This window comes from Achromobacter sp. Root170 (assembly GCF_001428165.1).
Classification (GTDB): Bacteria; Pseudomonadota; Gammaproteobacteria; order Burkholderiales; family Burkholderiaceae_B; genus Achromobacter; species Achromobacter mucicolens.
The window spans coordinates 174,260-193,803 of the sequence record NZ_LMHN01000018.1; the positions used below are offsets into that span (position 1 = coordinate 174,260).

Below are 19,544 nucleotides of genomic sequence, written 5' to 3' on the forward strand. Positions count from 1 at the left end.
CCACGCAGAGGGTAGAAGCAATGAGCATTCTTTCTGGCTACAAGGTTCTGGACTGCTCCATCGCCATGGCGGGGCCGTTCGCGGCGCAGCGCCTGGGCGACCTGGGCGCCGACGTCATCAAGATCGAGCCGCCCACCGGCGAATGGCAGCGGCACGCGCCCGCCGGCGGCATCACGGGCAACAAGATCAACGTGTCCTTTCTTTCGCTGAACCGCAACAAGCGTTCGCTCGCGATCGACCTGAAGAGCGCCGGCGGCAAGGAGATCATCCAGAAGCTCGCGGCGCAGGCCGATGTGTTCATCCAGAACTACCGGCCGGGTGTCGCCGGCCGCCTGGGCGTGGACTACGAGACTTTGTCGGCCCTGAACCCGCGCCTGATTTATGTATCGATGTCGGGTTTCGGCGAGGACGGCCCCTATGCCACGCGTCCCGGACAGGATCTGCTGCTGCAGGCGATGTCGGGCGCGATGCTGTCGTCGGGCCGGGCCGGCGAGGCGCCGCGCGCGGCGGGCCAGTATGTGGTTGACGCCGTCACCGCGTATTGCGCGTTCGAAGGCGTGCTGGCCGCGCTGCTGCACCGCGAGCGCACCGGCGAAGGCCAGAAGGTCGAGGTCAACATGCTGGATGCCATCACCACGATCCAGATGCAGGAGCTCTCGGTGTACACGGTGGGGCACAAGCCGCAGGTGCGCAGTGCCGAGCCGCATGCCCACGTGTACATCCGCGCGCCCTACGGCACCTTTGCGACCAGCGACGGCTATCTGGCGCTGGCCATGCCCGACATGAAGGTGCTGGCGCGCGTGACCGAAGAGCCGCGCCTGGCGGACTACGCCGGCGAGCGCGACGGTTGGGAAAAGCGCGACGAGATCTACGCGCTGGTGCGCGACACGTTGGCCCGCGCCTCGACCGCCGACTGGTTCGCCAAGCTGGACGCCGCCGGCATCTGGTGCAGCCCCGTGTATGGCTACGCCGATCTGGTCGACGATCCGCAGATCGCGCACAACGGCACGTTCGTCGAATACGAGCATCCGACCGAAGGCCGGATCAAGACGCCGGGCTTTCCGATCCGCTTTTCCAAGACCCCTAGCCAAGTGGTGCGCGGCGCGCCGCTTACCGGTCAGCACACCGACGAAGTGCTCCGCGACTTCGGCTTCAATGCCGACGAGATCGCCGCGCATGCGGCCTCGGGCGCGGTGCTGCGAGGGGCCTCGGAATGAGCGAGCGCGCGTTGCCCTATCGCGGCCTGACCTGGGATCACCCGCGCGGCTACAACGCCCTGCACGCGGCCACCGCTCACACGCCGCTGGTGCACTGGGACAAGCAATCGCTCGAGGGTTTCGAGTCGGCGCCCATTGCCGAACTCTGCGCCCGCTATGACCTGGTGGTGCTGGATCACCCTCATCTTGGCGAAGCCCTGGCGCACGATTGCCTGCAAGCGCTGGACACCGTGTTCGCGCCCGACGAGCTGGCGCGGATCGCGCGCGACAGCATCGGGCTGTCGTACGACAGTTATCGCATGGCCGGCCGCCAATGGGCGCTGCCGCTGGACGCCGCCACGCAGGTGATGGCCACGCGCGCCGATCGGTTGGACGGCCCCGTGCCGCGCACCTGGCATGAGGTGCTGACACTGTCACAACGCAGCGGCTCGGTCGCGCTCAGCTGGGGTGGACCGCATCCGTTTCTGTCGCTGCTGTCGATCGCCGCCGCGCTCGCGCCCGATACGGATCTGCGGCCGCACGGCGCCTGGCACGACGAGGCGACGCTCGCCGACGCATGCGACGTGCTTGCCGAACTGGCGCGGCGCACGCCCGCGCACGCCTTGGCTTACAACCCGATCGCGCTGCTGGGCCACATGAGCGCGCGCGACGACATCACGCTCTGCCCGCTGGTCTATGGCTACGTGAACTACGCCACTTCCGCGGTCGCCAAGCCGCTCACGTTCCGCGACGCGCCCCAGGCCGACGCTGGCCGGCCTGGATCGATCCTGGGCGGGACCGGCATTGCGATATCGCGGCGCTGCATCGTGGGCCCAGAGTTGCGCGCGCACCTGTTGTGGTTGCTGGCAGCCGACACCCAAAGCCGCTTCATCCCGCAGCACGAGGGCCAGCCCAGCCATCGCGGCAGCTGGGCCGATGCAGACGTGAACGCGGCCAGCGGCAACTTCTATGCCAACACGGCCCGCACATTGGAAGCGGCCTCGATCCGGCCACGGCACGACGGCTACATCGCCTTCCAGAGCGAGGCCTCGCAGTTCCTGCGCGACGGCGTTGCCGCCCGCGCACCCTCCCACACCTTGGCGCGCGGCCTGACCCAGCGCTTTCAGGCCAGTCTGGCCGCCGCCTCCCCGCACACCGCTGCATAAGGATTTCGACATGAGCGCACTCGTCAATCTCAGTATCGATGGCCATGTCGCCATCATCGAACTCAACCGTCCCGAGAAGCTGAACGCGATGACGCCCGAGATGGCCGACCTGCTGATCGCGGCGGTGGAGCAATGCAATAGCGACGCGCAGGTGCGCGCGGTGATCCTGACCGGCGCGGGTCCCAAGGCCTTTTGCGCCGGCTCGGACATTACCGAGCTGGACCGCTATGCCACGCCCTGGGATTTTCGGAATCGCCTCGATTACTGCGACTGCGTGCGCATGTTGAAGAAGCCCACCGTGGCCGCGATCAACGGTTATACGTTCGGCGGTGGCCTGGAGATGGCATTGGCCTGCGATATCCGCATCGCCTCCGACAACGCGCGCCTGGGCGCGCCCGAGATCAAGCTGGGATGGATTGGCGGCGGCGGCATGACCGCGCAGCTCGTCCATGCGATCGGCCCGAGCAATGCCGCCCTGATGGTGCTGACGGGCGATCCCATCCGCGCCGAGCAGGCGCTGGCCTGGGGGTTGGTGAGCGAGGTGGTGCCGCAGGAGCAGCTGCGCGAGCGCGCGCAGGCGCTTGCCGCCACCATCGCCTCGCGCGCGCCCATTGCGGCCGAGACGGCCCGCGTCAATCTGCGCGCCGCGCTGTCGATGCCGCTGGAAAAGGCCGTGGAATACGAACGCGATCTGCAGGCGATCTGCTTTGCCACCGCCGACGCCAAGGAAGGCCGCAAGGCATTCGAAGAAAAGCGCGCGCCGAAGTTCGAGCGGCGCTGACGCGGGCGGCGCCGTCCAGCGCGGCGCCGCAACCCTATCAGTTGGGCTGGTCCTTGCCCGGGTCTTCGGCCAGCACCTGCGGTGTCACATAGGCGCTGCGCGCCGCATCGGCCGGCTCCATGCGCAGGGGCTGGTGCACCCGCGACGGCGGCACTAGCGAGCCCGGCGCGTCCGGGTTGGTCCACAGCGGATCGGGGATCTCGGCAAAGACCTGGCGCAGGCGTTCGCCCCAGGTGCCGCGGATCATGCGGAAATACTCGTTGTGCTCGTCGATGCTGGCAAAGTGCGTGACGCGCAGCGAATTGGCGTCGTACACCAGCAGATCCAGCGGCAGGCCCACCGAGATATTCGAGCGCAGCGTGGAATCCATCGAGATCAGGGCGCACTTGGCGGCTTCGTCCAGCGAGGTGTCCGGTTGCAGCACGCGGTCCAGGATGGGCTTGCCGTACTTGGCCTCGCCGATCTGGAAGTACGGGCATTCCTGGCCCGCCTCGATGAAGTTGCCGGCCGAATACACCTGGAACAGGCGGCATTGCTCCATGCCGATCTGCCCGCCGAAGATCATGCTGACGTTGAAGTCGACACCCTGTTCGTGCAGGGCGGCGGCCTCGCTGTGGTAGACCTCGCGCACTGCCGCGCCCACCAGGCGCGTGGCCGTGAACATGTCGGGCGCGTTCCAGAGCGTGTCGGCGCCTTCCTCGCGCTGGCGGGTCAGCACGTTCAGCACGGCCTGGCTGACCGCCAGGTTGCCGGAGGTCATCAGGACCATGACGCGCTCGCCCGGCCGTTCGAAGACGGTCATCTTGCGAAAGACACTGATCTGGTCGACCCCGGCATTGGTGCGGGAGTCGGAAAGAAACACCAGGCCGGCGTCCAGGCGGGCAGCTACACAGTAGGTCATGATCGGAAAGAGGGAAAAGCCACCCCGCATTGTATTGCGGCGGAGCGGGTCGGATGTTACGGCTTACTGCTGCGCGCCGGCCTGGACCTGGACGCTGATTTCCATCGATTCCTCGCCGCCGCCGGTGCGCACGCCCCGCACGGGCGACGCCGAGTCGTAATCCCGGCCCACGGCCAGCCGGCAATGGCATTCCGAGGCGAACTGGCTGTTGGTGATGTCCACGCTGGTCCAGCCCAGGTCGGGCAGCCAGACGTCGGCCCAGGCGTGGCTGGCCGCGTGTTCGGCCGTGGTGTACAGGTAGCCGCTGACGTAGCGCGCGGGCACGTTCAGGCCGCGCACGCACGCTAGGAACAGGTGGGCGTGGTCCTGGCATACGCCATGACCCAACGCCAGCACCTGGTTGGCGGCGGTGGTGACGTCCGTGGTGCCGGGCTCATACGCCACGCGCCCGTGGATGGCGTCCGCCAGCGTCAGGATGTCGTCCGAGGTTGACAGTCCGTTTGGCAGCACCGCGCGCGCGAACGCAAGAACCGTCTCGTCCGCCTGCGTCAGCCGTGTCTGCACGCAATAGGCATGCACCGGCAGCCGGCTGTCCTCGCCGCCCAGCACGCCGCGCACCAACGGCGCCACCAGCACCTGGCCGGACACGCGCAGCTCGATGTCGCTGTGCGGCTGGTTCAACGTCAGCGTGTGCGTGATGTTGCCGTAGGCGTCGACCTGCTTGTCCAGCTCGCCCGGCGCCTCGATGTTCCAGCGCAGAACACGCTGGTGTTCGTCGTCGCGCGGCGTCAGGCGCAGGGTCTGGATGCTGTAGTTGACCGGCGCGGTGTAGCGGTAATGCGTGACGTGCGTGATGATCTGCTTCATGGCTGTCTCCGTGTTATGCCGACAGCGGCACCAGGAAGTCCTGGCTGATCCGGTTGCCCAGGTCGTTGATGCGGTCCAGGAACCGGTCCAGGTACCGGTGCAGTCCGCTCGCCAGGATGTCCTCGACGCGGCCGTACTGCAGCTCAGCACACAACATGCCCGCGCGCCGCTCGGTCTCGGTCGAGCGCTGGTTCGCCACGCGCGCCAGGTCGTCGGCCACCGCCCGCATCGAGGCCAGCAGCGACCGCGGCATGTCGCCATGCAGGATCAGCAGTTCGGCCACGCGGTCGGGGGTAATGACGTCACGGTACACCTTGCGGTAGATCTCCAGGCCGGACACGGAGCTGAGCAGCGCCGACCAGCGGTAGAACTCGCTTTGCACGGCCGCGGCGCTGGCCGGTTCCGCGCGGCTCTCCTGCGCGCCCGCGCTGCTGCGTTCATGGAACTTCACGTCCAGCATGCGGGCGGTGTTGTCGGCGCGCTCAAGGTGCATGCCGATGCGCATGAAGTACAGCGCCTCGTCTTCCAGCATGGTGCCGATCGTGACGCCGCGCGCCAGGTGCGAACGGAACTTGACCCACTCGAAGAATTCGCCCGGATTGCGTTCCAGCAGCCCCGTGTGCAGATGCTTGAGCAGTTCGAGCCACGTCGTGTTGTAGGTTTCCCAGACTTCCGTCGTGAGGCTGCCGCGCACGGCGCGCGCGTTTTCGCGGGCGGCGCGCATGCACGAATAGATCGACGAGGAATTCTCCGGGTCGCGCACCATGTATTCCAGCACGTCGTGCGGCGAGATCGACGCGTACTTGCTCTGATACAGCCCCTGCAATTCGGAGATGCGCAGCACGCCCAGCCACGAGCCTTCTCGCGTATGCGTGTCCTGCGGCAGCAGCGACATCTGCAGGTTCACGTCCAGCATGCGGGCGGTGTTTTCGGCGCGCTCGGTGTAGCGGCACATCCAGAACAGGTTGTCGGCGGTTCGGCTCAGCATGATCAGTCCTCCAGCACCCAGGTGTCCTTCGTGCCGCCGCCCTGGCTGCTGTTGACCACCAGCGAGCCCTCGGTCAGCGCCACGCGGCACAGGCCGCCCGGCACGGTGCGGATCTCCTTGCCGCACAGCACGTACGGCCGCAGATCCACGTGGCGCGGCGCGACGCCCGATTCCACGTAGGTGGGCGTGGTCGACAGCGCCAGCGTGGGCTGTGCGATGTAGTTGGCGGGATTGGCACGCACGCGGTCCCGGAACGATTCCACCTCGGCGCGCGAGGCGGAAGGCCCCACCAGCATCCCGTATCCGCCCGCGCCATGCACTTCCTTGACGACCAGGTCCTGCATGTTGGCCAGCACGTGCGACAGCTCGTCCGGCCGGCCGCAGCGCCAGGTCGGTACGTTCGACAGGATGGGTTCCTCGCCCAGATAGAAGCGGATCATGTCGGGCACATAGAGATACGTGGACTTGTCGTCGGCGATGCCGGTGCCGATCGCGTTGGCGAGCGTGACGCGTCCGGCGCGATACACCGACAAGAGGCCCGGCACGCCCAGCGCGGAGTCGGCGCGAAAGGACAGCGGATCGAGAAAATCGTCGTCCAGCCGGCGGTAGATCACGTCGACCTTGCGCGGCCCGCGCGTGGTGCGCATGTAGACGGTGTTCTGCTCGACGAACAGGTCCTGGCCTTCCACCAGTTCTACGCCCATCTGCTGGGCCAGGAAGGCGTGCTCGAAGTAGGCCGAGTTGTACATGCCCGGCGTCAGCACCACCACGGTGGGATCGTCGCCGCCGTGCGGCGCGACCTCGCGCAGGTTGTCCAGCAGCAGGTCGGGGTAGTGCGCGACGGGTTCGACCTTGATTCGGCCGAACGCGTCGGGCATGAGCCGCATCGACATCTTGCGGTTCTCCAGCATGTACGACACGCCCGACGGCACGCGCAGGTTGTCCTCCAGCACATAGAATTCACCGGCGCCCGCCCGCACGAGGTCCACGCCGGCGATGTGGCAGTAGATGTCCTCGGCAACATCGACGTCCTGCATCTCCGGACGGTATTGCGCGTTCAGGAAGACCTGCTCGGCCGGCACGATGCCCGCGCGCACGATGTCGTGGCCGTGATAGATGTCGCGGATGAACAGGTTCAGTGCGCGCACGCGCTGTTTGAGGCCGGCTTCCAGGTGGCGCCATTCCTCGGCGGGAATGATGCGCGGGATGAGGTCGAAAGGGATCAGGCGCTCGGTGCCGGCGGCGTCGCCCGCGACCGAGAATGTGATGCCGACGCGGCGAAAGCTCAGGTCGGCCTCCAGCCGGCGCACCGACATGGCTTCGTCCGTCTGCTCGTTGTGCCAGCGCTCGAACGCCTGGTAGTGGGAGCGGATGCGGTTCTCGCCATCGCGCATTTCGTCGTAGGCGGATGGACGGGCGGGTAGGTCCTTCATGGCTCCTCCGTGCAGATGCTTGCGGCCGCTTGCACGCGGCCGTCATCCGGCCGTGGCCGGCCGGTCAAGGTGTACAAGCAACCCGCATGCCAGCTTTGGCGGCAGACGGGGCGACACTGCATCAATATGCGCTGCGGGCGGGGGAAATGCCATCCCCGGGGCGGACGACGGCGTAATCCGGGGACGGGAGGCCGCCAGGGGGCGAAGGCGGCTGGAGCGCTGCCCGGGCGCGCGCACCAAGCTGGTGCGTCACGCCGGACGAAACTGGTGCGTCAGCGGGGACGCGTCAATTCATGCGATAGGAATGCAGTACCGATCCGCTTTTGCCGCCTTGCTCCAGCGGCGCGTGCGGCACCCAGCCGTCCTGCGTCAGCACCGCGTCCAGCCGGACATCGTGTGCTGCGGGGACATATCCCGGGTCCAGCTCGCCGCAGCTCCAGGCGATGCCGATGGCGGTGAAGGGGTGGCCGCGGTCGCGCAGCGCGGCCAGGGTGCGGTCGTAATAGCCGCCGCCATAGCCCAGGCGGTCGCCGAGTTCGGTGTAGCCCAGCGTGGGCACCAGCACCACGTCGGGCAAGAGTTCCGGACCGGCCACGGGTTCCTGGATGCCGTAGGGGCCTGCGCGCAGCTCGGCCTCGGGCGTCCAGGGCAGAAAGGCGAGCGGCGCGTTGCGCTCGCGCACGACCGGCAGCGCCACCGTCATGCCGGCCTCGCTCCATTGCGTCAGGAGCGGGCGCAGATCGGGCTCATCGGCCATGGGCCAGAAGGCGGCGACAGTGGTGGGTGCCGGATTGCCGGCCTGCACGGCTTGGTCGCGGGCCACATTCAGCCAGGTGAAAAGGCGTGCGCGCATGAGCAAAGCGCCCCGGCTGCGCTGGTCTTCAGGCATTTCGGTGCGCAATTTCCGCAATCGCGTGCGGTGGACTGCGGTATCCTCTGGAGTATTTTGCGTAGTCATGCGGTGGCTGTAACCGGGGGGTTGAATATGAAGGCAAACATGCTGAAGACGAACATGCGTATGCTCAGCATGCGGGTGCGTCGCGAGACAGGCGCCCGGCAGCCCCCACGGTATCAGAATTCGTCGTTGCAAGCCGCCGACGCCCGCGCCGGGCTGCGCCGCTTGCTGCCGCTGGTGGCGCTTTTCACGGCTGCCTGTGCGCCCGTTGATGCGCAGCAGCGCAGCGCTGCCGTCAATCCCCAGCCTCAGCCCGCCGTGCAGGCGGCCCAGCCGATGATCGCCGTGCCTCCCGTGGTGCTGGCGGGCCTGCCGCCGACCGCGGAAACGCCCGCGCTGGCCGCCGTGGTCGCCGCCCGCGAAGCCATGAACCGCAAGCAGTGGTCGGTGCTGGGCGCCCTGGTGCCGCAGGCCAAGGGCGACCCGCTGGGCATGTATCCGGAATACTGGCTGCTGCGCTATCAGCTCTGGACGCCGCCCGCCTCGGGCCGGCCCGTGGCGGCGCTGCAGCAGTTCATCAACAGCAATGGCGACGCCTACCTGGCCGACCGCCTGCGCGGCGACTGGCTGCTCGCCGCCGCCCGCAGCGGCGACTTCGAAACGGTGCGCAAGCTGGCGCCCGTCAAAAACAGCAACGCGCAGATCGAATGCGCCATCCTGGACGGCAAGCACATGACCGGCCAGCGCGCGACGGCCGCGCAGGCAATGGCCGTGTTCTCGCCCGGCAGCGCATGCTGGGCGCTGTACGACCAGCTCGTGGCCGACGGCATCCTGGGCTGGGAGCAACTCGAGCCGCAGCTGCGCGACGCCATCGAGGCCAACAAGACCACCGATGCGCGCAAGTTCGTGCAGTACATGTTCGAACCGCGCGACGTGAAGACCTACGACGTCATCATGAAAGACCCCATGAAGTGGCTGACGCGGCAGGACCGCATGCCCGTGGGTCGCAACGAAAAGGAACTGGTCACGATCGCGCTGGCCCGCCTGGCGCGCTCGGACGTCAGCGTCGCCGACTCCTACCTGCGCCGGGAATGGGCCAAGTCGATGTCCAAGTCGAACCTGGCCTGGGTGCGCGGCCAGTACGCGCTGACCGCCGCGCTGGGCCTGGACAGCCGGGCGAACGATTGGTACCGCGAGGCGGGCCATATCCGCATGACCGAATACAACGCCGCCTGGAAGGTGCGCGCCGCGTTGCGCCAGCCGAAAATCGACTGGAAGTGGGTCATCGAATCCATCGACGAAATGCCGCCTTCGCAACAGGCCGAGACGGTCTGGGTGTACTGGAAGGCCCGCGGGCAGGCCGCGACGGGCAATAAAGACAAGGCGCAGGCCGCCTACGCCAGCATCGCCGACCGCTTTGATTTCTACGGCCAGCTGGCTGCGGAAGAGCTTGGCCGCCGTATCAATGTGCCACCGCGCCCCGCGCCCATCAGCGACCGCGAGATCGCCGAGGCCCGCGCCAATCCGGGCCTGCAACGCGCCGTGCTGCTGTTCCGCCTGGGCTGGCGCGCCGAAGCCGTGCCCGAGTGGAACTTCACGCTGCGCGGCATGAGCGACCGCCAGCTGTTGGCCGCCGCCGAGCTGGCCCGCGCCGAGAACATCTACGACCGCGTGGTCAACACGTCGGACCGCACCGAAAAGGAATTCGACTTCAGCCAGCGCTTCATCGCGCCGTTCGAGGGCCGCGTCACCGCCAAGGCCAACGCCATCGCGCTGGATCCGGCCTGGGTGTACGGGCTGATCCGCCAGGAATCGCGCTTCATCATGGATGCGCGCTCGCACGTGGGCGCCTCGGGGCTGATGCAGCTCATGCCCGCCACGGCCAAGTGGGTGGCCGGCAAGATCGGCATGAGCGACTTCACGCCGGCCAGCGTCAACGATTTCGACACCAATACCGTACTGGGCACGAACTACCTGAACATCGTGCTGCGCGATTTGAACGGCTCGCAGATGCTGGCCAGCGCCGGTTACAACGCGGGTCCGGGCCGGCCGCGTAATTGGCGTTCGACGTTCACGCATCCCGTCGAAGGCGCCATCTTTGCCGAGACCATTCCGTTCACCGAAACCCGCATCTACGTCAAGAACGTGATGTCCAACGCCACGTATTACGCGGCCATGTTCACCGGCCAGCCGCAATCGCTGAAGGAGCGCCTGGGCAACGTCGTGCCGGCAGGCACCGAAACCGCCGCCGCGCCATGACGCGCGATCCGGCGACCGAAGGCCTGCGCGCCTATATCGTTGGCGGCGCGGTGCGAGATGCGCTGCTCGGCCTGCCGCACGGCGATCACGATTGGGTCGTGGTGGGCGCCACGCCTGAAGACATGACCGGCCGCGGCTTCATCCCCGTCGGCGGCGATTTTCCCGTCTTCCTGCACCCCCGCACCAAAGAGGAATACGCCCTGGCGCGCACCGAACGCAAGTCGGGGCGCGGCTACAAGGGCTTCACCTTCTACACGGGCGCGGACGTCACGCTGGAGGACGACCTGCGCCGGCGCGACCTGACGGTAAATGCCATTGCCCAGGACGAAGACGGCCGGCTCGTCGACCCGCTGGGCGGCGTGGACGACCTGCGCGCCCGGGTCTTTCGTCATGTGGGCGATGCGTTCGAAGAGGATCCCGTACGCATCCTGCGCCTCGCCCGCTTTGCCGCGCGGTTCGGCGATTTCAGCATCGCGCCGGAAACGATGGCGCTGTGCCGCCGCATGGTCGAGGCCGGCGAGGCCGATGCGCTGGTGGCCGAACGCGTCTGGAAGGAATTGTCGCGCGGCCTGATGGCGCAGGCGCCTTCGCGCATGCTGGGCGTGCTGAACGAATCCGGCGCGCTGGCGCGCGTAATGCCCGAATTGCAGGGCGTGGACGAAGTGGCTGCGCAGTTGGATCGCGCCGCGCGGCAGGGCTTGCCGCTGCCAAGCCGCTATGCGCTGATGTGCCGCCTGACGCCCCAGCGTGAAGCGCTGGGACGGCGGATGCGCGTGCCCACGGAATGCAACGACTACGCGCGGCTCTTGCCTGAAGTCCTCGACGCATTGGGTGCGCAGGATGGCATGCCGGATGGCCCGGACAGGGCCGATGCGCAGTTGGCGCTGATGGAGCGCGCCGATGCCTTGCGCAAGCCGGAACGCTTTTTTGAACTGTTGGATGCCGCGGCCGTGTTGCGCGCGGTGGACCTTCCCGCGTGGCAATCGCGGGTGGCGGCGGTGCGGGGCGTGGATGCGGGCGCCATCGCCAAGGCTTGCGCGGGCGAGCCGGCGCGCATCAAGGAAAGCGTGCGTCAGGCGCGCCTGGCGCGTCTGGCCGATTTGCAGGCAGTCTGATCCGGGTTCCGCGCTACAGCTTGCCCAGCCGGTCACCGCGCGAGAACCCGCTCAACGGCGCCGTCATGCCGCGGCCGACGGCCAGCACCTTGAACAACTCACCCATCTCCGCCTCCGACAGCAGCTTCTGCACCGGTGCCACCGCCTGCGCGTAGGCCTGCGCATCGGACGGATCCAGTCCGGCCAGCAGGTCCATGAGGCCCGCGTTCATCAGGAAGCGCGCCTGCGACGTGTAGCCCAGCACCTGCATTCCCGCCGCCAGCGCCGCGTCCGCCATCGCGGTGAAATCCACGTGCGCCGTGATGTCCTGCAGGCCCGGTGCGGTGAAGGGGTCGCCGTGCGCGTGGTGCCGCAGGTGGCACATCAGCGTGCCGCCCGCGCGCTGCGGGTGGTAGTACTCGCTGCGCGGAAAGCCGTAGTCCACCAGCAGCGCCGCGCCGCGTTCCAGCCAGCTGCCCATCGCCGCGATCCACGCCTCGCCCTGCAGATTGATTTCCGACACGTAGCCCGGCAGCGCCGGCATGCGCGCCGCGACCGCGGCCGCCAGGGTGGCCGGGGCGGGGCGATCTTCCCAGGTGAAACCGCCGTCGGCATCCACCGCCACGCCACGTTCCAGCACCTGGCCGGCGTCGCTCCAGACAAAAAGGGAAACCGGCATCGCGTCCAGCACTTCGTTGGCCAGCACGCATCCGGAAAACGCGTGGGGCAGGGCGTCCAGCCATTGCACCCGGTCGCCGAAGGGCGCCAGCCGTTCGGCCTGGCGCGCGCGCAGGTCCGCCGACACTTCCAGAATCAGATAGCGCGTGTCCGACAGCCCCAACGCGTCCAGTTCGCGCAGCACGCCTTCGGCGAGCGCGCCGGTGCCGGCCCCGAATTCCAGCACGGCGCGCGTGTCCGTCTGACGCAGCACCTCGGCCGCCTGGCGCGCCAGCGTGCGCGAGAACAGCGGCGTGAGCTGCGGCGCGGTCACGAAGTCGCCGGCGGGTGTCTTGCCGCCGTCGTCGGCATCGGCCAGCTTGACGTTGCCCGCCGCGTAATAGCCCAGTCCCGGCGCGTACAGGGCCTCGGCCATCCAGTGATCGAACGGCAGCCAGCCGCCGCTCGCCGCGATGGCGGCGCGCAGGTGGGCGGCCGTCGCGTCGCTGTGTTCGCGCGCGGATGGGGACAGGGGCGGAAGATTGGCGGGGGCGGGGCGTTGCATGAGCGGAAGGTACGGGGCAAACCGGCATTTTCCCAAAAAAAAGCCCCGCAGCATCGCCGCGGGGCTTTTTTCGGATCAGACGGACAGATTAGCCGCGGCGATCGGTCGACTTGGTGAAACGCTTGGCGGGACCACCGGGGCGCTTGTCGAACGAGGGCTTGCCACGGAAGCCGCCTTCGGGACGATCGCCGCCACGGAAGCCGCCTTCGCGCTGGGGACGGTCACCGAAGCTGGGACGGTCGCCAAAGCTGGGGCGCGCGTCGCGATCGCCACCGCGGAAACCGCCTTCACGGGGGCCGCGCTCGCTGAACGGACGGGCGTCGCGCTGGGGACGGTCGCCGTAGCTGGGGCGGTCGCCAAAGCTGGGACGCGAATCGCGGTCGCCGCCACGGAAGCCGCCTTCACGCTGGGGACGGTCGCCGAAGGGGCGATTGCCCTGGTAGCCGCCTTCGCGCTGCGGACGATCGCCGAAGCTGGGACGGTCGCCAAACGAACGCTGCGGGCGGTCGCCGAACGGACGGTCTTCAAAGGAACGGTTGCCCTGGTAGCCGCCGTCGCGCGGCTTGAACTCGCCACGCGGGCCGCCGAAGGAACGGCCTTCACGCGGGGCGCCATCGCGGGCGCCGTCGCGGGCGCCAGCAAAGCCGCCCGATGCATGACGCGAACCGCCGAAGCCGCCGGGACGCTTGCCGAAAGGCTTGCCAAAGGGCTTGCCGCTGCCGCCACCGGTGGACGGACGCGGGGTGCGCTTGGGTTCCAGACCGGCGATCACTTCAGGCGTGATCGACTGGCCGATGTAGTGCTCGATGCGGCGGACCTTGTGGCGCTCGGAATGCGTGGCCAGCGTGAACGCCAGGCCGCTGCGGCCGGCGCGGCCCGTACGGCCAATGCGGTGCACGTAGTCTTCAGCCTGCATCGGCAGGTCGAAGTTGACGGCGTGGCTGATGCCTTGCACGTCGATGCCGCGGGCGGCCACGTCGGTGGCCACCAGGATGCGCAGCTGGCCGCGTTGCAGTTGCGACAGCGTGCGGGTGCGCTGGCGCTGGTTCATGTCGCCGTGCAGGGCGGCGGCGGCAAAGCCCTGGTCGGCCAGGCGGTCGGCCAGGTCGTCCGCGCCGCGCTTGGTCGACGTGAAGACGATGGCCTGATCCAGCGAGGCGTCGCGCAGCACGTGGTCCAGCAGCTGCATCTTGTGGCTGGCGTCGTCCGCGTACAGCAGGCTTTGCGTGATGTTGGTGTGCTTTTCCTTGGCGCCGGCGATCTCGATGCGCTGCGGCTCGCGCATCATGCGCGCGGCCAGCTTGGCAACGGTGCCGTCCAGGGTGGCCGAGAACAGCAGCGTCTGGCGCTCTTGCGGCAGGCGCTCGATGATGGTCTCGATATCTTCGATGAAGCCCATGTCGAGCATGCGGTCGGCTTCATCCAGCACCAGGGTGTGCACGGTGTTGAGTTTGACGCGGCCCGATTGCAGGTGATCGATCAGGCGGCCGGGGGTGGCGACCAGCACGTCGACGCGGCGCGACAGCGCCTTCAGTTGCGCGCCGTAGGGCATGCCGCCCACGACGGTCGCGGTGCGCAGGTCGGCCAGCTTGCGGCCATACGTGGCGGTGGCTTCCGTGACTTGCAGGGCCAGTTCGCGGGTCGGGGTCAGCACCAGCACTTGCACGCCGACGCCCTTGTTGGCGGGCATCTGGGCAATGCGGTGCAGGGCGGGCAGCATGAAGGCCGCGGTCTTGCCGCTGCCGGTCTGCGAGGACACCATCAGGTCATGGCCGGCCAGCGCTTGCGGAATGGCGGCGGCTTGAACGGTGGTGGGGGTGGTGAAGCCAGCTTCTTGAACGGCCGACAACAGGGCGGGCGCGAGACCCAGGGTTTCGAAAGACATTACTTTCCCTTGCCGCAATCAATGCGACGCAGTGCTTGGTCGGGCCAGGGGATTAGGCGGCCGGATCCAGGCGACGGTTGATGGAGCATCGTGCCGACCGGATCAACCATGCGCGTGGCGCGTTCTCTTGTACTGATGGAACGCAGGGCGAAAGGAAAGGGGTCAGGAATCGATGATAGTTCGGCATGAGGCCGGGGGTTGGTTTCCCGGCGGACTGCAAAAAATTCCGCTAAATCAAGGCGGTAAATGCCGAACTCGTTTTGTGCAGTGCGGCGATCATAACCTGAATTCACCCTGCAAGGGAATTATTTTTTTGTCCAGCCCCCAATCAATAGGGTTTTTCCCTTGATTTTCCAGCCACGCGTTGGTGGCCCGGAAATGACCGCAGCCCAGGAACGGCACCGGGGGGCGTCGGGCGGACAGCGGTGAGGGGTGGTTGGACATCAGCACCAGATGGCCGCTGTCGGGCGGCAGCAACAGCCGCTTGGCCTGGGCGTGGGCGCCCCACAGCATGAACACCTTGGGCGACGGATCGCGCGCGACGTGCTTGATGAGGGCATCGGTCACCGTTTCCCAGCCGCGTTTGGCGTGCGAGGCGGGCTGGCCGTCTTCCACGGTGAGCGCCGTGTTCAACAGCAGCACGCCCTGCTCGGCCCAGACGGTTAGGTCATTGCCCGCCGGTACGCCCACATCCGGATAGTCGCGCGCAATCTCGTTGAAGATGTTGCGCAGGCTGGGGGGGCGCTTGCAGTCGTCCGGCACCGAGAACGCCAGCCCCTGCGCCTGGCCGGGGCCGTGGTAGGGGTCCTGGCCCAGGATCACGACCCGTACGTCCGAGGGCGCCAGGCCTTGCAGGGCGCGAAAGGGCGTGGCGGGATACACCACGGCGCCCTGCGCCAGGCGCGCTTCGACATGGCTGGTCGCGGCGGCAAGGGCCGCGGCCACGGCGGGATCGGTGGACAGGGCGGCCTGCCAGGCGGAAGGCAGTTGCCCGGCCTGCGTGGCCAGGGCGTTGGGTGTAAGGCGGTTGTCGGTCGGCATGGGCGCGATTTTGGCATATCCGCCTGGTCAGCCCGACCGGCGCCGCCCGCCCGTTCAGACCGGCCAGCCGGCCTGCCGGTGCGCCGAGTCCCAGAACATCCACTCCAGTTGGGCGGCGCGCGTGTAGGCCTGGTGCATCGCTTCGACGGTCTGCGGCGAGGCGGTTTGGGCGGCCCGGTCCACGGTGGCGATCACCGCGCGGACCAGCGCGTGAAAGTCATCGCCGGCGTAGGTGTCGATCCAGGCGGCGTACGGATTGGGCCGAACGGCGCGCGCGTGGATGTCGCGCCCGATCTCCGCGTAGATCCAGAAGCAGGGGAGCAGGGCAGCCAGGGCGACCGGATAGGGTGCGCTCCAGGCGGTGGCGATGAGGAAGCTGGTGTAGTGATGGCTCGCCGGCGTCAGCGGCGTGGCCTCGAACGTGGCCGCGTCGATGCCGAACTGCTGCATGAAACCGGCATGCAGGCTGCGTTCGGCCACAACGGCGCCCTTGGCGGCTTCGGCAAACTGCACGACGCCGTCTGCGTCGTCGGCCTTGGCGGCGGCAATGGCCAGCGCGCGTCCAAACGCGACCAGATAGTGCGCGTCCTGGATCATGTAGTGCTTGAACGCGTCCTCGGCAAGCTGGCCGCTGGCCAGTTCGCGGTTGAACGGCATGTCGCGCGTCTTTTCATAGAGCGCGGCGTTGCGGGTCCAGGCGTCGGAGCTGAAAGACATGGAATTCCTCTTAGGCGTCGCCTCGCGCGCGCGTGGATGCGCGGCGCCGGCGGGGCATAAGCGTACCAAGACAGCGGGAGATTCAGGCCGCGCGCTTGCGGTGATGGCGGGCGAATTCCAGGAGCGCGTCGCGCAGCACCACGGCCTGATTGTGTTCGGTGTTGCGCGCACCGTACAGCAGGGTCAGGGGGCGATCGCCCGCGGCCTCCAGCAGGGCCGCCATGCGCGCTTGCTGCTCGGGCGTGGCCAGTTGGGCCAGGTATTTGGCGCGGAATGCGTCCCAGCGTTCCTCGACGTGGCTGAACCATTTGCACAGTTCAGCGCTGGGGGCGATGTCGCGGGCCCATTCGTCCAGGCCGAGGTCCGCGCGGCGCAGGCCGCGAGGCCACATGCGGTCGACGAGGGCAAGGTAATGTCCTTGCGGACCGGTGCCTTCGTAAACGCGCTGCACGATGATGCGGGACGATTTCATGCCGGCTCCTGCGACGTGGGTGCGGACAGTCTACTTCACGGGCCGAGCGGCCAAGGCCACGCGCGCGGTCAGCTCGCACGTCGTTGAGCCGCCACGGCAAGAACCTGAACGGTAACTGAATGTATATAACCTGCGTCTTTCTTCCCTGAAATCGAGGTCTATTGCCACGGAAGTCACGTCATCTGCGGGCTGTGTCCCCGCCTCGAGACAGAGAGGCTTGTCGGGCTGCGGAGTTGTGGTTTACATTCGCTTAAATTCTATGTAACAACTCCGTTGGAGGCCGACCCAGTCGGCCTTTTTTTGAACCCACGCCCAACAGTCGTGGCTTGGCCAGGCTGCCTGGCGCCCCTTGCCGTCATGCCGCCACGCCATCATCCCGTCCTCCTTGCCTTGCCTGGCACCGCCGACACCCTTTGCCGGCATCGGCAGGCCCCTGCGCAACCCCCCTGCAGCAGCCCGCTGCTCCGTCCATGCTGAACTCCGACGATCTTCCCGCTAGCCACGCCGGGACGGGCGGCCCCTTGCGCATCCTGCATACGGAAGCCGCCACGGCCTTTGGCGGCCAGGAATTCTGTATCTATAAGGAGATGGTCGCCATGCGCGAGCGCGGCCATCACCTGGAAGCGGTCTGCCAGCCGCACGCCGAACTGGCGCAGCGGCTTCGCGACACCGGTTTCACCGTGCACACCGTGAACATGGACGGCGCCGTCAATTTCGTGCGCAGCGTGGCGTTCGTGCGGCGCGTGGCGGCGCGCGGCCGCTTCGACGTGGTCAACACGCACAGCCGCAGCGACACGGTGCGCGCGGCAATGGGCGCGCGCCTTGCCCGCACCCCGCTCATCGTGCGCACCCGCCACCTGGCCAAGCCAATCAACTCGCTGTATGCCTATACGTGGCTGGCCCACCGCGTCATCGCCGTGAGCCGGCACGTGCAACGCCAATTGCTGGATGGCGGCGCGCCGCCCGAGGCCGTCGCCACCATCCATTCGCCGATTGTGTTGCCCGAAGGCGACGGCAAGGGCAGTCTGCGGCAGGAACTCGGCCTGCCGGGCGATGCGCTGGTCGTGGGCTGTGTGGCCGTCATGCGCACGGAAAAGGGCCATGCCGACCTGATCGACGCCTTCCAGCGGGTGCTGGCCGCGTTTCCGCAAGCCCATCTGGTGCTGGCCGGGGACGGCATGCCGGTGTTCGAGCGCCTGAAGGGACAGGTTCAGGCGCTGGGCCTGGCGTCCCGCGTGCACTTCCTGGGCCGGCGGCATGACATCGGCAACGTGCTGCAGGCGTTTGACGTGTTCGCCTTGCCGACCCATCGCGAAGCCTTCGGCACGGCATTTGTCGAAGCTGCCGCCATGGGCGTGCCCGTGATTGGCACGGACGTGGGGGGCGTTCCCGAAACCATGCAGGCGGGCGTGACCGGCCTGCTCGTGCCGCCGCGCGATCCCGCGGCGTTGGCCGCCGCGCTGGAAAGCCTGCTGGCCGACCCCGAACGCCGCCGCCGCATGGGCGAGGCGGGCCGGGAGCTCATTCGGGGGCAGGGGCTTTTCAGCGTCGACCGCGCGGCGCAGTTGGTCGAAGCGGCCTACGCACGCTGGCTGGGAGAACGGCGGGGGCGGGCCCCCGCGGCGCCCAGCGGCTCGATGCCGTAGAACGGTTGGTGCGGTAGAAAGCCCAGTGCGGTAGAACGCTCAGTGCGCTGGGCCGCTCAATGCCACAGCAGCGCGTTCATCGCTTCGACCAGACGGTCGCGGTAGCGCGGCAGCAGGGCCGACACCGCTTCTTGCCGGCGCTTCCAGGAATCGGGCTCGGCGCCCGGCGCGATGCGCGGCGCCGCCCAGATCGGATCCGGAAAATGCCGGTCGCCGCGCCAGCGCGGGATCACGTGCCAATGCAGATGCGGCACCATGTTGCCGAGCGATGCCAGGTTGACCTTGTCGGGCGTCAGGATCGCCTGCTGCGTTTCCTCGACCACATACACCGCCCGCATGAGCAGGTCGCGCCCGTGCGTGGACAGGCTGGTCATCTCGGCCAGGTGAGCGTTCCAGATCACCCGCGTAAACCCCGGATAGTCGGGGTCCTCGACCTCGATGATGCGCAGGTGCGGTCCCCGCCACAAGAGCGTGCCGCCGTCTTCCTGGCACAGCGGACAGTTGGGATCGCGCGCGCTCAAGCCATCACCTTGCGGTACTGAATGAAGCCGGACCGGTCGGCAATGCGGTCGTAGAGCTGCATGGCGGTCGCGTTGGTTTCGTGCGTCAGCCAGTAGACGCGGGCGCAATTGGCCGCGGCGGCTTCGGCGTAGACGTGCTCAATCAGCTTGCGCCCGGCGCCCGTGCCGCGGGCCTCCTGGTCCACATACAGATCCTGCAAATAGCAGTAATCGCCCGCGGTCCAGGTGGAGCGGTGGAAGATCCAGTGCACCAAGCCCACCGCGCGGCCGCTTTCGTAGGCCAGCGCCGCGTGCATGGGCTCGGCCGGATCCAGAAAGCGCGCCCACGTGTTGCGCGTGACGGCATCATCGATGTTGACGCGGTAGAAGTCCTGGTAGCCCTTCCACAGCGGCAGCCATGCGTCGAAGTCAGCGGCAACGATGGGACGGATATCTGCGGTACTCATGGGGCGGAGCCTCC

The 19,544-nt window shown here is 67.9% G+C and carries 18 protein-coding genes; 6 read left to right on the forward strand and 12 right to left on the reverse strand.

Annotation, left to right across the window (positions count from 1 at the left end; translation table 11 throughout):
- Nucleotides 1-20: 20 nt before the first annotated feature.
- Genes ASD87_RS23890 through ASD87_RS23900 form a run of 3 tightly spaced genes read left to right on the forward strand, consistent with a single transcriptional unit; the run spans nucleotide 21 to nucleotide 3,143 of the window.
- A complete protein-coding gene (locus tag ASD87_RS23890; protein WP_056327325.1) occupies nucleotides 21-1,217 on the forward strand; it encodes a CaiB/BaiF CoA-transferase family protein in 1,197 nt (398 codons plus the stop codon).
- A complete protein-coding gene (locus ASD87_RS23895; protein WP_056327327.1) occupies nucleotides 1,214-2,362 on the forward strand; it encodes a hypothetical protein in 1,149 nt (382 codons plus the stop codon). Before ASD87_RS23890 ends, ASD87_RS23895 begins: the two co-directional genes overlap by 4 nt.
- Before the next feature lie 10 nt (nucleotides 2,363-2,372).
- The gene (locus ASD87_RS23900) at nucleotides 2,373-3,143 is read left to right on the forward strand and encodes an enoyl-CoA hydratase/isomerase family protein (protein ID WP_056327330.1); all 771 of its coding nucleotides are present in this window, start codon (nucleotides 2,373-2,375) and stop codon (nucleotides 3,141-3,143) included.
- A gap of 37 nt (nucleotides 3,144-3,180) precedes the next feature.
- On the opposite strand, the gene ASD87_RS23905 is transcribed toward ASD87_RS23900, so the two are convergent.
- The 5 genes from ASD87_RS23905 to ASD87_RS23925 all read right to left on the reverse strand — a co-directional run bounded on the left by ASD87_RS23905 (nucleotide 3,181) and on the right by ASD87_RS23925 (nucleotide 8,290).
- The gene (locus ASD87_RS23905) at nucleotides 3,181-4,044 is read right to left on the reverse strand and encodes a proteasome-type protease (RefSeq protein ID WP_056327404.1); all 864 of its coding nucleotides are present in this window, start codon (nucleotides 4,042-4,044) and stop codon (nucleotides 3,181-3,183) included.
- A 63-nt stretch (nucleotides 4,045-4,107) separates the two neighbouring features.
- On the reverse strand, nucleotides 4,108-4,911 hold the full coding sequence (locus tag ASD87_RS23910) for a transglutaminase family protein (protein ID WP_056327332.1): 804 nt from the start codon (nucleotides 4,909-4,911) through the stop codon (nucleotides 4,108-4,110).
- A 13-nt stretch (nucleotides 4,912-4,924) separates the two neighbouring features.
- A complete protein-coding gene (locus tag ASD87_RS23915) occupies nucleotides 4,925-5,899 on the reverse strand; it encodes an alpha-E domain-containing protein (protein ID WP_056327334.1) in 975 nt (324 codons plus the stop codon).
- A gap of 2 nt (nucleotides 5,900-5,901) precedes the next feature.
- A complete protein-coding gene (locus tag ASD87_RS23920) occupies nucleotides 5,902-7,332 on the reverse strand; it encodes a circularly permuted type 2 ATP-grasp protein (RefSeq protein ID WP_056327336.1) in 1,431 nt (476 codons plus the stop codon).
- Between the two features lie 286 nt (nucleotides 7,333-7,618).
- Nucleotides 7,619-8,290, reverse strand: a complete 672-nt coding sequence (locus tag ASD87_RS23925) for a 5-formyltetrahydrofolate cyclo-ligase (RefSeq protein WP_056327339.1) — start codon at nucleotides 8,288-8,290, stop codon at nucleotides 7,619-7,621.
- A 69-nt stretch (nucleotides 8,291-8,359) separates the two neighbouring features.
- Between ASD87_RS23925 and ASD87_RS23930 the strand changes: the two genes are divergently transcribed.
- Nucleotides 8,360-10,486, forward strand: coding sequence for a lytic transglycosylase domain-containing protein (locus ASD87_RS23930; protein ID WP_142055916.1), 2,127 nt, complete (start codon nucleotides 8,360-8,362; stop codon nucleotides 10,484-10,486).
- The gene (locus tag ASD87_RS23935; protein WP_056327341.1) at nucleotides 10,483-11,601 is read left to right on the forward strand and encodes a tRNA CCA-pyrophosphorylase; all 1,119 of its coding nucleotides are present in this window, start codon (nucleotides 10,483-10,485) and stop codon (nucleotides 11,599-11,601) included. The genes ASD87_RS23930 and ASD87_RS23935 overlap by 4 nt, the downstream gene beginning before the upstream one ends.
- Nucleotides 11,602-11,614: 13 nt before the next feature.
- On the opposite strand, the gene ASD87_RS23940 is transcribed toward ASD87_RS23935, so the two are convergent.
- From ASD87_RS23940 to ASD87_RS23960, 5 genes are all read right to left on the reverse strand, one after another.
- Complete coding sequence (locus tag ASD87_RS23940) at nucleotides 11,615-12,802, reverse strand: class I SAM-dependent methyltransferase (RefSeq protein WP_056327343.1); 1,188 nt, start codon at nucleotides 12,800-12,802, stop codon at nucleotides 11,615-11,617.
- A gap of 88 nt (nucleotides 12,803-12,890) precedes the next feature.
- Complete coding sequence (locus ASD87_RS23945; protein ID WP_056327345.1) at nucleotides 12,891-14,687, reverse strand: DEAD/DEAH box helicase; 1,797 nt, start codon at nucleotides 14,685-14,687, stop codon at nucleotides 12,891-12,893.
- A gap of 276 nt (nucleotides 14,688-14,963) precedes the next feature.
- On the reverse strand, nucleotides 14,964-15,728 hold the full coding sequence (locus ASD87_RS23950) for a uracil-DNA glycosylase (protein ID WP_056327347.1): 765 nt from the start codon (nucleotides 15,726-15,728) through the stop codon (nucleotides 14,964-14,966).
- 54 nt (nucleotides 15,729-15,782) lie between these two features.
- Nucleotides 15,783-16,445 (reverse strand): thiaminase II, encoded by a 663-nt coding sequence (tenA, locus tag ASD87_RS23955; RefSeq protein WP_056327349.1) that lies wholly within the window; start codon nucleotides 16,443-16,445, stop codon nucleotides 15,783-15,785.
- 82 nt (nucleotides 16,446-16,527) lie between these two features.
- A complete protein-coding gene (locus ASD87_RS23960; protein WP_056327351.1) occupies nucleotides 16,528-16,917 on the reverse strand; it encodes a DUF488 domain-containing protein in 390 nt (129 codons plus the stop codon).
- Between the two features lie 470 nt (nucleotides 16,918-17,387).
- Between ASD87_RS23960 and ASD87_RS23965 the strand changes: the two genes are divergently transcribed.
- Nucleotides 17,388-18,563, forward strand: coding sequence for a glycosyltransferase family 4 protein (locus tag ASD87_RS23965; protein ID WP_082586419.1), 1,176 nt, complete (start codon nucleotides 17,388-17,390; stop codon nucleotides 18,561-18,563).
- 56 nt (nucleotides 18,564-18,619) lie between these two features.
- Here ASD87_RS23965 and ASD87_RS23970 read toward each other — a convergent pair whose 3' ends face one another.
- Both ASD87_RS23970 and ASD87_RS23975 read right to left on the reverse strand, forming a co-directional pair.
- Entirely contained in the window at nucleotides 18,620-19,084 is a 465-nt protein-coding gene (locus ASD87_RS23970) for an HIT family protein (protein WP_056327353.1), read from the reverse strand.
- On the reverse strand, nucleotides 19,081-19,530 hold the full coding sequence (locus tag ASD87_RS23975; RefSeq protein WP_056327355.1) for a GNAT family N-acetyltransferase: 450 nt from the start codon (nucleotides 19,528-19,530) through the stop codon (nucleotides 19,081-19,083). Before ASD87_RS23975 ends, ASD87_RS23970 begins: the two co-directional genes overlap by 4 nt.
- Nucleotides 19,531-19,544: the final 14 nt, after the last annotated feature.